Raw genomic sequence first — 13,296 nt, forward strand, 5'->3', positions numbered from 1 at the left:
AAACGTTTTTCTGCAAATTGTGACGAAACGGTAAAAATCAAAATTTAATCTCGCCTGAGTCGGCTTATGGCTGTTTTTATCACTGCATTTATCTTAGTGTCTGGAGTCAGTTTTACGGGAGGGGATTAGTTTTTTTTGAGCGGCACGCTCGCCTGCTTGTCATATAATCCGCTCCGTTCAAGGAATCCCTCTTGCCTGGCAAGGGCAGGAGCGAGCACACACTTTTTGGATCCGGTCGCTATTTGCTGCGCACAGTGCAGTCAGAGCGGTGGCGCGGGTCGCAAGGGTGGTCGCCAAAGCGAAAAGGCTTTTTGCTAAGGAAAGAATGCGATGATCCAGACTACTGTACTGCATCCCAAACACCTGGAAGCCGGCGCCAAAATGGTGGACTTCCACGGTTGGGAAATGCCCATCAACTACGGCTCCCAGCTGGAAGAGCACCACGCGGTGCGCAGCGATGCCGGTATGTTCGATGTTTCCCACATGACCATCGTCGATTTGACCGGCGAACGGGTCAAAGCCTTTCTGCAACACCTGCTGGCCAACGACGTGGCCAAACTCACTGCCCCCGGCAAGGCCCTCTACAGCGGCATGCTCAATCCGGAAGGCGGCGTGATCGATGACCTCATTACCTATTACCTCACCGATACCTTCTACCGGCTGGTGGTCAACTCCGCTACCCGCGAGAAGGATCTGGCCTGGATCCGCCATCACGCCATCGATTTCGATGTGACCGTGACCGAGCGTCCGGAGCTGGCGATGATCGCGGTGCAGGGCCCCAACGCCAAGGTCAAGGCTGCTGCCGTGCTGAGCGCCGCCCAGCGCACCGCCGTGGTGGGGATGAAACCCTTCTTCGGTGTGCAGGCTGGCGATCTCTTTATCGCCACCACCGGCTACACCGGCGAGGATGGCTACGAGATAGTCGTGCCGCAAGAGAAAGCCTGCGAGCTGTGGCAAGCGCTGCTGGATAACGGCGTAGCCCCCTGTGGCCTCGGTGCCCGCGATACCCTGCGCCTCGAAGCGGGGATGAACCTCTACGGTCAGGACATGGACGAGTCAATCTCTCCGCTCGCTGCAAACATGGCCTGGACCATCGCCTGGGAGCCGAGCGATCGCCACTTCATCGGCCGCGACGTGCTGGAAGCGCAGAAAGCGGCGGGCAACCAGCCCAAGCTGGTGGGTCTGGTGATGGAAGAGAAAGGGGTGCTGCGTGCCGGTATGCCGGTCACCTTCACTGCGGCAAACGGTGAGAAGCGGGAAGGTGTGATCACCTCCGGCTCTTTCTCCCCCACCCTGGGCTACAGTATTGCCCTGGCGCGGGTGCCCCGTGATATCGGTGAGCTAGCCGAGGTGGAGATCCGCAAAAAGCTGGTCACCGTGAAGGTCACCAAGCCCGCTTTCGTCCGTAACGGCCAGAAGCTGGTTTAATACCGTCTTGGGGGAGGGCTGTGCCTCCCCCATCCCTTTTCATATTCGTTTTTAAACGCGACTCAAAGATCAAAGGAAGCACAAATGAGCCATATCCCGAGCGAACTGAAATATGCCACTTCCCACGAGTGGATCCGTGTTGAAGCCAACGGCGAGGCCGTGGTCGGTATCACCGAGCACGCCCAGGAGCTGCTGGGTGACATGGTGTTTGTCGAGCTGCCGGAAGTGGGCAAGCAGGTCAGTGCCGGTGACGACTGCGCCGTGGCCGAGTCGGTCAAGGCGGCCTCCGACATCTACAGCCCGGTGAGCGGCGAGGTCATTGCCGTCAACGAAGAGCTGGAAGGGAGCCCCGAGCTGGTCAACTCCGACCCCTACGGCGCTGGCTGGCTGTTCCGCATCAAGCTCGATGACGAGAGCGAGCTGGCCAACCTGCTGGATGCCGAAGGCTACCAGAACGTGGTGGACGAAGAGTAATGCCCCCGGCCCTGCACCAACGTGCGGGGCCTTTTGTATGGCTGCCGACGGAGTCGACAGCAGGGTGAAGTCACTCGTATCCGGCGTGTTGTGGTTTAGCCAGCGCGGTTTACAGGGTGATCCCCGGGGTGCCAGCGAGCATCCAGTGCCGTGCTCTCTTGGCTGCGGCATAGCGAACATGAGTGGCGTCGGTATCAGCCGACCATCAGGAACATGAGGTCTTGGTTATCAGGATGTCATGCCAGGACTTATTTACCAGGAAATAGGGAAATGACCCAGTCACTGTTTGAACTCGAGCAAAAAACCGATTTTGTCCGCCGCCATATCGGCCCGGGCGAGGAAGAGCTGCGCCAGCTGCTGGCGACCGTCGGGGCCGAGAGTCTGGACGATTTGATTGCCCAGACCGTGCCCGCCGCCATTCGCCTGCCGGGCCCGCTGGGGATCGGTGCCGGTATGACCGAAGTGGAGGCGCTGGCCAAGCTCAGGGGCTATGCCGCCCAGAACAAGATTGCCAAGAGCTATATCGGCATGGGTTATCACGATACCCATGTGCCCCACGTCATTTTGCGCAACGTGCTGGAAAACCCGGGCTGGTATACCGCCTACACCCCCTATCAGCCAGAGCTGGCGCAGGGCCGTCTCGAAGCCCTGCTCAACTTCCAGCAGCTGACGCTGGATCTCACCGGCATGGATCTGGCCAGTGCCTCCCTGCTGGATGAAGCGACCGCCGCTGCCGAAGCGATGGCGCTGGCCAAACGGATGGCCAAGTCGAAATCCAACCTCTTCTTCGTGGCCGATGACGTGCACCCGCAGGTGATCGACGTGGTCAAGGAGCGTGCGGTTCATTTCGGTTTCGACGTGGCGGTCGGCGCCGCGAGCGAGGCGGTGAGTGAAGAGGTGTTCGGTGCTCTGTTCCAGTACCCCACCACCACGGGGGAGGTGAAAGATCTGCGCGCCCTCATCGCCGCGGTACAGGCCCAGAAAGGGCTGGCCTGCGTCAGCGCCGATCTGCTCTCTCTGCTGCTGCTCAAATCCCCGGGTGAGCTGGGGGCCGACGTGGTGCTGGGCTCGGCCCAGCGCTTTGGCGTGCCCATGGGTTACGGTGGCCCCCACGCTGCCTTCTTCGCCACTCGCGATGCCTACAAGCGCTCCATGCCGGGCCGCATCATCGGTGTCTCCAAGGATGCCCGCGGCAAGGCCGCACTGCGCATGGCGATGCAGACCCGCGAGCAGCACATCCGCCGTGAGAAGGCCAACTCCAACATCTGTACCGCTCAGGTGCTGCTGGCCAACATGGCGAGCTTCTACGCCGTCTACCACGGCCCGGTAGGGCTGAAAACCATCGCCTCCCGCGTGCACCGTCTCACCACCATTCTGGCGCTCGGCCTCAAGGCCAAGGGCGTGGCCCTCAAGCATGCCAGCTGGTTCGATACCCTGACCGTGCAGACTGCCGACAAGGCCGCGCTGATCGCCAAGGCCGAGGAGCTCGGCATCAACCTGCGTGCGGATCTCGATGGTGCAGTGGGCGTGTCGCTCTCTGAAACCACCACTCGTGGCGACGTGGCCGAGCTGTTTGATCTCTTCCTCGGCAAGGGACACGGCCTGGACGTGGAAGCGCTCGACAAGGCGGCCCAGGCCCATCACGCCATCCCGCAGGATCTGCTGCGCACCGATGCCGTGCTGACCCACGAGGTGTTCAACAAGTACCACTCAGAAACCGAGATGTTGCGCTACATCCGCCGTCTCGAAGCCAAGGATCTGGCGCTCAACTACGCCATGATTTCGCTCGGCTCCTGCACCATGAAGCTCAACGCCACCGCCGAGATGATCCCGGTGACCTGGCCCGAGTTTGGCAAGCTGCACCCGTTCGCTCCGCTGGCGCAGGCCAAGGGCTACCAACTGCTGCTCGCCGACCTCGAAAACTGGCTGGTGAAAGTGACCGGTTATGATGCGGTCTGCATGCAGCCCAACTCAGGTGCGCAGGGCGAATACGCGGGTCTGCTCGCCATCAAGAAATATCACGAGTCTCGTGGTGAAGGGCATCGCGACATCTGCCTGATCCCAGCCTCTGCCCACGGCACCAACCCGGCCTCTGCCCAGATGGCGGGGCTCAAGGTGATCGTCACCGCCTGTGACAAGTCCGGCAACGTGGATCTCGACGACCTGCGCGCCAAGGCCGCCGAGGCGGGGGAGAAGCTTAGCTGTCTGATGGTGACCTACCCCTCCACCCACGGTGTGTATGAGGAGACCATCAAGGAGGTGTGCGACATCGTTCACCAGCACGGTGGTCAGGTCTACCTCGACGGCGCCAATATGAACGCGCAAGTCGGGTTGACGGCGCCAGGCTTTATCGGGGCGGATGTCTCTCACCTCAACCTGCACAAGACCTTCGCCATTCCTCACGGCGGTGGCGGCCCGGGTATGGGCCCCATCGGCGTGAAGAAACATCTGGCCCCGTTCGTGGCCGGTCACGCCGTGGTCAAGACCGACAAGGAGAGCCGTGACAACGGCGCAGTGTCGGCGGCACCGTTCGGCTCGGCCAGCATCCTGCCCATCAGCTGGATGTATATCGCCATGCTGGGTGATGAGGGGCTGAAGAAATCCACTCAGGTGGCCATCCTCAACGCCAACTATCTGGCCAAGAAGCTGGGTGACTCCTTTCCGGTGCTCTACTCCGGGCGCAACGGTCGGGTGGCCCACGAGTGCATCCTGGATATCCGCCCGCTCAAAGAGGCGTCCGGCATCAGCGAGATGGACGTGGCCAAGCGGCTGATGGACTACGGCTTCCACGCGCCGACCATGAGCTTCCCGGTAGCGGGCACCCTGATGGTCGAGCCGACGGAATCCGAATCCAAGCGCGAGCTGGACCGCTTCGTCGAAGCGATGACCGCCATCCGCGCCGAGATTGCCAAGGTGCAGGACGGGCAGTGGAGCCTCACCGACAACCCGCTGGTCAACGCGCCCCATACCCAGGATGACGTGATGGACGAGCAGTGGGCTCGTGGCTACAGCCGCGCCGAGGCGGTCTTCCCGTCCGAGGCGGTGCGCGCCAGCAAGTTGTGGCCATCGGTCAACCGCATCGACGACGTTTACGGCGATCGCAACCTGTTCTGTGCCTGCATCCCGACTGAGGATTACGCCAAGTAAGTGGCCTGCTGATCACGACCATTTAAGTTGGATACCGTGACATTGAAGTTGGAAACCGACCATTTAAGTTGGAAACTAAAAGGCCCTGCAATAGCAGGGCCTTTTTTATGCTTGGTTTGATAAAACGTAATTAAATTACAAATTAAGAATTTATTAGACCGTCGTTAGTAGATCAGTAGCATTCATATATCAAGGGCGCGGTATACTTTATACAAAAGTTTGCGTTATTACTCAAATTTCCCTATCGGGCTAAGCACCGGCATGGTGCCAAAGGATAATCTGGGTACCGAAGGAGGGCCAACGATAGGCACATGAAGGGGTAAAGCAACTCACCAACACATAATGGTAACAACATCAGCCATTCACAACACTAAGTATGCGATGTTCCGTCGTGGGCATTGCACCTAAACATTGAGCTAACGCAAGCATAGCTTAGATAATCTAAAAAATCCTAACTTGAAAATTCACTTCGATACCTCATTTTTGGTATAGTTGAAGAGTTCTTTGTTTTCCTCATATGTATTTCCTGAGTGTAATCATGATCGTAATTATCGACCCTTTTTTCAGTAAAGATGCCATATTGCGAACTTGTTACGGGTTTGCAGGTAATTTTAATTTCGAAATTCAAATGAAAAGTGGAATGTATTTCATTACTGTTGCGGCATTGGATACCACTCCGATAGCCAGCGACTTTGAGGCTGAATTTAAAAATGCGCTGATTGACCACGAGTTGCGGGTAGTGATTGAGGAAAAAACGAAGGTAGTGAAAGAGGCGTTGGTGTGTGCTGCGCTGCGTGAAGCATGGAGCGAACCGGTTGATGCGAAATAAATTTAAGAATAAAGCCTATTTTGCTGACAAAGATAAAGACTATACACTGTTTCCTTTTAACTTTGAACGCTTGAGTCAAGATGAAGTACTCATCGTCAATGCAGTTGGTGAATTTTCATTTATTCAGGATCGAGAATTGCAAGAATTGGTGGCTGGCGAACTGCCAACTGACACTGAGTTATATCAAGAGTTAAAACGAAAGAGTTTCTTGGCAGGTTCTGAGGATTCGTATGCACTGCGCTGTTTATCAGCCAAATACAGGCAGCGCAAATCTTTCCTCAGTGGCGGGCCGGGACTGCATATCTTTGTGATCACATTGCGTTGTGGAAATTCTTGCGAGTATTGTCAGGCGAGCCGCAAATCAGTGACATCGTCACAGCACGACATGTCACAAGAGACGGCCAGAAATGCGGTAGATCGGGTGTTCGAATCACCCAACCAGCGCATCACCATTGAGTTTCAGGGAGGTGAGCCTTTGCTCGCCTTCGATTTAATTAAATTTATCGTGGACTACGCTCACGAAAAAAACAGTGTGCATGGCAAGAGCCTCGTGTTTGTCATTGCCACTAGCCTGCAATACATTACCGATGAGATGCTGGATTTTATCAAGCTCCACAGTATTCAGATCTCAACGTCGCTGGATGGCCCAGAAGCGCTACACAACAAAAATCGGCCATCCTCATGTGGTAATAGCTATCAAAGTACCCTTGCGGGTATTCGAAAGGTGAGAGAGGCCATTGGCGATGAGGCCATCGCCGCCATGACCACCATCACCAAAGACAGTCTACCTTTTCACCAGGAGATCGTAGATGAGTATGTGAAGCATGGCTTCCATTCGATATTCTTGCGGCCGCTCAACATGTATGGCTTTGCCGTCAAAAGGGAAAGCAAGGTCAGCTATACCTCTGCCGAGTATTTCGCGTTTTATCAAAAGAGCCTGCAATACATCATCGATATCAATAAAGCAGGCTACTACCTAGATGAAGTCACGGCGTCCTTGGCACTGAACAACATGCTGACCGGACGTGCGGTGGGCTATGTGGATCTGCGCTCGCCCTGTGGCGATGGCACCGGGGTGCTGGTCTATCACTACAACAGCTATGTATACCCGTCCGATGAAGCCCGAATGCTCTATGACATGGGCGATAACAAATTCTGTTTGGGCTCAGTAGAGGCGCCCTATGTGGAGCTGATTTCGTCGGATGTGATGGGTGAGATATTGATGAGCGGGGTGGCCGAATCCCTTCCGGCTTGCGCCTATTGCGCCTATTTACCCTACTGTGGTGCCAACCCCATCCAGAACTATTCCCGTACTGGCGACTTGGGTGGACACAGGGCTAAGAATGACTTCTGCAATAAGCAGAAACCGTTGTATCGCCACTTGTTCAGCCTCCTTGAAGAGAACAAGGATGTATTCACTTCATGGGTCACAAGGGGTAAGTGAGCGATGAGCTTCAAACTGAAATTAAGAGCGGTCATTCATTATCCCTCTACAACTCGCCGCCCGTTGCGGGTAACGACAGTTGATAGCTACATCGCCACAGGAAGATCACCGGACGAGTTATGCCTGATCTACCCCGACGGGCAATATAGAGGCGAAGCCCTGCTTTCCATCAAGTGGGGGGCTATTGTCATTTATGACCATGCAACCCCGCTTTTTGACGGTCAAATCATTCACGTCACCGAGGAAGGTGAGCGCCTTGACGATGGCGACATCATTGTGACGTTAACGGATGCCGTGTATATCGCCTACAAGCAGCGCAGTGACTCCAACTCACTGTTCTTGACAGAGCGGTGCGATAACTTCTGCATCATGTGCTCGCAGCCGCCGAAAAATGTGGATGACGCGTGGCGGGTGAATGATGCACTGGACATCATTGATTTGTTGGACGATGAGCCGCGCACTTTGGGGATCAGCGGCGGTGAACCGACGACGTTAGGGGCGGATTTTTTGAAAATTCTGACCCATTGCCACCAGAAATTGCCGCAAACCCAGCTTCATATTTTGACCAATGGAAAAAACCTGAGTAATAGGGAGCTGATCGATGAGATTCAGCAGATTGGGCATGAGCGGGTGCTATGGGGTGTCCCATTGTATGGGGCAATGGCCCGCGATCACGATTACCATGTGCAGTCTCGCGGGGCATTCAATCAGACCATCAACGGCCTCTATCACCTAAAAACGATTGAACAGTCCATCGAACTGCGGATCGTCTTGACGAAAGATGTACTCAGAAATATCGAAGCGCTGTGTGAGTTTATTGTCAGAAATTTATCGTTTGTCTCTTTTGTTGCCCTTATGGGGATCGAATTTACGGGCTTTGCCAAGCAAAATTACGCTACGGTGTACTCTCCCATTGCTGAGCATTTGCCCGCGTTAAGCTCTGCCATGAATACCCTGAAAATGAATAATGTGCAGTACTGCCTTTACAATATTCCGCATTGTCACTTGCCGCTGAGTTTGCGCGATTTTGCCGCGCAAAGTATTTCCGACTGGAAAAATGGATTCCCGCAAGGTTGTGACGATTGTGCTTCGAAGGCAGTCTGCTGTGGCTTCTTTGCGTCGAACCTTGATCACAAGTCGGGTGTTTTAACTAAATCATTATGTAGTGTTGATGATGACTCTTATATTGGAGTAATAAATTTGTTATGAAAAAACTAATGTCCACGTTGCAGCGTTGGGGTGTACTGGGTCTGGGTGTGCTAAGTGGGCATGGGGTCACGGCTAGCGAAGCGCATCTCTCCGATGACGCCTTCAATCAGTTGAACTTAGACAACTTGCCCAACATGGAAGCCTCGTTGAACATGGATGTGAACAACCTCTATGCAGGCCACCGTTCACATCGCTCGCACAGTTCACATCGCTCGCACTCCAGTCATCGTTCTCACTACTCAGGCTACGGCACCTCGACCTATTCGGCCCCTGTCGCTGTGCCTTCGCGAGCATATGGCAGCAGTGTAAACAGCCTTAACCAAAGCTTGCAGGCCCCTCTCGAAGTCACTTCACCAGCCAGACGGCTGACAGCCAATGATAGCGCCATGATGGATCTGGTCATGCGGGTGCAATTAGCACTGTTCACCAAAGGCTATGATGTAGGTATTATCGATGGCAAGATTGGCCCGAAAACCCGCGCCCAGATAAAACGCTATCAGAGTGATAACAGGTTAAGTAGTACGGGAACACTGACGACCTCCTTACTCACAAGTTTGGGTATTCAAATTCAGTGAGTCATCCGGGCATTCTTAACTTAATTTAAAAAGGATTACAGATGAAAAAAATAACAATCACTCTAGCTTTCTTTGCTGCAATAATGTCTTCTAATATTTATGCATGGGAAGGTGTTGACAATGATTCTGGGAGTGACATTGAGATTGAAAGCGGTAATTTAGTAAGAGCTGGGGAGGAAATTGAATATTATGACCATGATTATGGAGAGTATCGTTCAGCGGATGTTGAGAGCGTAGAGTCTAGTGGTAGTGGTGCAGAGGTAGAAGTATATGATCATGAATCAGGTGAATATCGGACATTTGAAATGGAATGACTTCGCAGTTTCACTTGGGTAATACCTCTAATCGGTTGAGCACCGTGCCCTGACCAGCTAAGGAGGGTGCGAATAAGTGTCCTCTACAATAAAATTGAAATTTTTAGTCCTTAAAATTCAACTTGTTATAAAGGCATGGCATTGTGTTTGGTGGCTTATTCGCATCATCCCCCTGTGGGGGCGCTGTTCCCCCCATGGCCGGATCACGCTTAACCCACACCTCGTCAAAGCGTCTCGCGAGTGTATCGATTACGTCATCCTGCACGAGCTCTGCTACATTGCCGAGCACAACCACAGCGAGTCGTTTCGGCTGATGAGCCAAGTGATGCCAGGCTGGGAAAAGACAAAAGAGCGATTGGATGGGATGGCGGCTCGATTGTTGGCGTGAGTTATCTGATCGTCAGTCACTCCCACAGCCCGGCAGGTTACCCTTGCCGGGCTGTTTCTTTGGTACTGATGCCTTCTACTGATCCTCAAAGGATCCCTCTCATGGCCGAAAAGGCCATTTTTTCTGTGCAGAACAATCGATAGCCTCAGAATCATGCTCTATATCAGTTGTCCTCTTATATCTAAATTGGAATAAAAAACTTGTACTTATTATTTATAAAAATAAATATGCACTGTTGTGTGTATTTATGCGCATATAGGTAAGTTTTTGTTTTTAAAGGGGAAATATAAAAATTCAATACGTGTGGAGTTTTCACCACAGCAGCATCATCAGTTAATATTTATAAAAATAAATAAGATAAAACAACATCTTACGTTCATTCTTGTTGTTGACGATCCCCTGCCTGCTGACTAGGTTGTATGCAAGTCAGATAGGAGCGGTCATGAAACAAAAGATGGTTAAGCAGCCAATTATCACAGATGCGGAAATCGCCAAAACGGAGCGATACAACCGAGACATCCAGGCTTGGGGGTATCGGCCCTGGGTCACAGTGCGACAGTCCCATACCCATGGGCAGGGTCAGATTGTGTATAGTCACAAGACCAAACGTGAGCATCATCTGCTCAGCCGTGGTGAGCGACGCCCATTTTTTTACTTCGAACATGACCCAACGGTTATCGATATTCTGGAGCAGTACCCGCTGCCCCTGCATAAAACTCTAGAAATTGCTGCCTCTCTGAACATTGTCCATCCAGGTAATTACAAAGAGAGGGGCAATCATGGTGGTCGTATTCCAGCCAAAACCATGACTCAGGATTTTTTAGTGTTGAGGCAATCCGATAGTGGCAACGCGCGATTGACAGCGTACAGCTATAAATATTCCGATGCTCTGGATCCTGCCATCACCAATCCTCGAGTCGTTAATCGAACACGAGCAAAAGAGAAAATTGCCCTTGAATATTGGCGTGCTGAAAATATCGATTTTGTGATGGTAACTGAGAAAGATTTTGATGCTACATTTATCTACAATGTAGAGTTCTTGCGGGAGTGTTTTGATTCAAAAAATCTTCTCCAAGTTTCAGCAGATCTTTATGATCATGTAGTTTTAAAATTTAAAAATCACATGATTATGGCACCCTTATCCACACTTAGGATGTTAGCCTTGCTGGTCGCTCAAGAGATGAACATTGATGAGAGGCATGCTGTTTGCTTATTCCAACATGCAGTATATACCGGTCGTATTGATATGGATTTGACACAGCGTATTGAGTTATACCACCCTCTTCCCGCATTGCGAGGGTCTCATGAGAATTAACCAAAAAATTGTATCTAACACAAAAAATAAATCCGAGTTGCTTATTGTTGATATCTGTCTGGATAACAGGTTAATAGCTGTATCAGATTTGTTGACTGACTCACCTAAGCGCCCATTTTTTATTTCTTTGGAACATGTCGAGTCTGATATAAATTCTGCTAGGGTTTCTATTGCAGATCATGATTTTCCAGAGATATTCTATCAACCAGATTCAGCTTTTGATCCTAGATGGATTGATAAAAGAGATCAATGTCTTGCTACTATCAAACCACTGATAGTAGATCCAGATCTTAAACATCGTTATCTATATGGTGAATCAAACGGCATATTGAAACAACTCATAATTCAGTCAGGTCGTAGTAAAAAATATGTAAGCAGTTGTTTGAATCGCTATTTCAAATGTGGAGGGATGAAAAATTCACTATTGCCACGATATTACGAGTGTGGTTTGAATCATCAACTACCAACTAAAACTATTAAGTTGGACGATGGGAAAATCTGTCTGGCCTCAAAAAGAGGACGTGAAACTAATTACGGCAATCCTTATCGAGGTATTACCCAGCAGGACATTAAAAACATTGATTTATTCTCAAAGTCGATTCGCTCTGGAGAGGAAGTCGTTCTCTCTAAATTATATTTAGACTATTGTATGACCTATGCATCTGTCGAATTGAGTCCAAAAAGTGTTGGAGATGGTGAAGTATCAGAATCAGTGAAAGTATTACTTCCAAAAGATCACTTGATTTCTCCCCGTTCATTCAAACGACAATTAATGAAATGTATCGATAAACTAACATTTATCAAAAAGCGAGTTGGTAGCATTAATTATGCGCGAGATCATGCGGCTAAACCTGGTGTGGCTAAAAAAGGGCTGCGCGGACCAACTTATCGGTATGAAATAGATAGTACCATTGCCGACATTTATATTCGTGATGAATATTCACAAGATGAATTAGTGAGTATTGGACGACCTACAATATATTTGGTTGTTGATACGTATAGTACCATGATTGTTGGAATTCATGTGGGATTTGGCAATCCCTGCTGGCATGGTGCCAGTCAGGCTCTTTTTAATGCCATGAGTAATAAAATTGATTTCTGTCGGGAGTATGGCGTTGATATAAAGGAGTCTGAATGGCCCTGCCAAGAAGTATGTCGTGAGTTAACGATGGATCGGGGATCTGAAAATTCGGATAACAATATTACTGCAATATTGCAAGGCCAAATCGGCATCAAGGCCGCAAATTTAAATGCACTCCACCGTGGCGATATGAAAGGCACGGTCGAAAAAAGCTTCCATTTACTGCAAGAAATGGCAATACCACCTCATGCAGGAAAAGTGATGAAAGTGCCGAAAAAAGAGGACCAACATCCGTCTCGTAAACCATTGTATAGTTACAGCGACTTTATGAACCGCTTGATAAATACTATTCTCTTTTTGAATAATAATCGCGCTAGTATTAATTCTCAAAACTTTGAAATGTCACGAGATGGTGTTGGTTTTACTCCTCGTGATGTCTGGAATTGGGGGCTAAAGCAAGCTGTCATAGGTTCCAGAGTGTCCGCAGATAAGCTGCGTTTTGCATTATTGCCCGAGGCTGAGGCAACGGTTATGTCACAGGGCATTTATTTTAGAGGCTTGTACTATAGTTGCAATGAAATTGTTCGTAGGAACTATCTGGATAAAGCCAGGAATCTTGGTAGGTTTAAGATTAAAATTCGCTACTCAGATGTCACCACCAATTATATATGGCTTAAAGATGCGGTATTGGGCGATGTTATCCAGTTGGATATTAATGACCGGAGTGAGGCCTATAAAAATCATAATTGGGAGAATGTCATGCGACAGCAGGAAATCACTAAGGAACGTCTCGCAAATATGAAGGAGCGCGAGTTCAGTGAGCGAGTCGCACTTGTACAAAAGTTCGATAAACAGGATAAACAAATACAGGCCAGTATCAGGCGGCATATAAAAAGCAATGCCAAAAGCATTCAAGGCGGCATGAAAGATCGCAAAATGATAGATGCTGCCATGCAACGACATCGGGAGGGGCAGTCCATTGTTGCCGAATTGGTTCCTGTCGCTCAGCTAGATACAAATCCTCGACCATTATCGGCGATAGGCCAGCAAGATCTCACTGATCCAACAATATTCACAGTTCAGGAAAAGTAA

At 50.8% G+C, this 13,296-nt stretch carries 11 protein-coding genes; all 11 read left to right on the top strand.

Annotated elements, in window-relative coordinates; genetic code table 11:
* Positions 1 to 330 precede the first annotated feature (330 nt).
* The 11 genes from gcvT to BSP75_RS06740 all read left to right on the top strand — a co-directional run bounded on the left by gcvT (position 331) and on the right by BSP75_RS06740 (position 13,296).
* Positions 331 to 1,428, top strand: a complete 1,098-nt coding sequence (gene gcvT, locus BSP75_RS06690; protein WP_075112666.1) for a glycine cleavage system aminomethyltransferase GcvT — start codon at positions 331 to 333, stop codon at positions 1,426 to 1,428.
* Positions 1,429 to 1,512: 84 nt separating this feature from the next.
* On the top strand, positions 1,513 to 1,902 hold the full coding sequence (gene gcvH / locus BSP75_RS06695; RefSeq protein WP_075112667.1) for a glycine cleavage system protein GcvH: 390 nt from the start codon (positions 1,513 to 1,515) through the stop codon (positions 1,900 to 1,902).
* A 270-nt stretch (positions 1,903 to 2,172) separates the two neighbouring features.
* Entirely contained in the window at positions 2,173 to 5,049 is a 2,877-nt protein-coding gene (gcvP, locus tag BSP75_RS06700) for an aminomethyl-transferring glycine dehydrogenase (protein ID WP_075112668.1), read from the top strand.
* 538 nt (positions 5,050 to 5,587) lie between these two features.
* Complete coding sequence (gene hxsD, locus BSP75_RS06705; protein WP_157868080.1) at positions 5,588 to 5,878, top strand: His-Xaa-Ser system protein HxsD; 291 nt, start codon at positions 5,588 to 5,590, stop codon at positions 5,876 to 5,878.
* Positions 5,868 to 7,322, top strand: coding sequence for a His-Xaa-Ser system radical SAM maturase HxsB (hxsB, locus tag BSP75_RS06710; protein WP_011899284.1), 1,455 nt, complete (start codon positions 5,868 to 5,870; stop codon positions 7,320 to 7,322). The genes hxsD and hxsB overlap by 11 nt, the downstream gene beginning before the upstream one ends.
* A 3-nt stretch (positions 7,323 to 7,325) precedes the next feature.
* Complete coding sequence (gene hxsC, locus BSP75_RS06715) at positions 7,326 to 8,531, top strand: His-Xaa-Ser system radical SAM maturase HxsC (protein ID WP_011899283.1); 1,206 nt, start codon at positions 7,326 to 7,328, stop codon at positions 8,529 to 8,531.
* The gene (gene hxsA, locus BSP75_RS06720) at positions 8,528 to 9,106 is read left to right on the top strand and encodes a His-Xaa-Ser repeat protein HxsA (RefSeq protein ID WP_011899282.1); all 579 of its coding nucleotides are present in this window, start codon (positions 8,528 to 8,530) and stop codon (positions 9,104 to 9,106) included. The genes hxsC and hxsA overlap by 4 nt, the downstream gene beginning before the upstream one ends.
* A 41-nt stretch (positions 9,107 to 9,147) precedes the next feature.
* On the top strand, positions 9,148 to 9,420 hold the full coding sequence (locus BSP75_RS06725) for a DUF5334 family protein (RefSeq protein ID WP_042657574.1): 273 nt from the start codon (positions 9,148 to 9,150) through the stop codon (positions 9,418 to 9,420).
* Positions 9,421 to 9,496: 76 nt separating this feature from the next.
* Positions 9,497 to 9,808, top strand: coding sequence for a M48 family metallopeptidase (locus tag BSP75_RS06730; RefSeq protein ID WP_011899280.1), 312 nt, complete (start codon positions 9,497 to 9,499; stop codon positions 9,806 to 9,808).
* 442 nt (positions 9,809 to 10,250) lie between these two features.
* Positions 10,251 to 11,123 carry a TnsA endonuclease N-terminal domain-containing protein gene (locus BSP75_RS06735; protein ID WP_011899279.1) on the top strand — a complete coding sequence of 291 codons (873 nt, stop codon included), beginning with the start codon at positions 10,251 to 10,253 and terminating at the stop codon, positions 11,121 to 11,123.
* Positions 11,113 to 13,296, top strand: coding sequence for a hypothetical protein (locus BSP75_RS06740; RefSeq protein ID WP_011899278.1), 2,184 nt, complete (start codon positions 11,113 to 11,115; stop codon positions 13,294 to 13,296). The genes BSP75_RS06735 and BSP75_RS06740 overlap by 11 nt, the downstream gene beginning before the upstream one ends.

This window comes from Aeromonas sp. YN13HZO-058 (assembly GCF_001921245.1).
Classification (GTDB): domain Bacteria; phylum Pseudomonadota; class Gammaproteobacteria; order Enterobacterales; family Aeromonadaceae; genus Aeromonas; species Aeromonas allosaccharophila.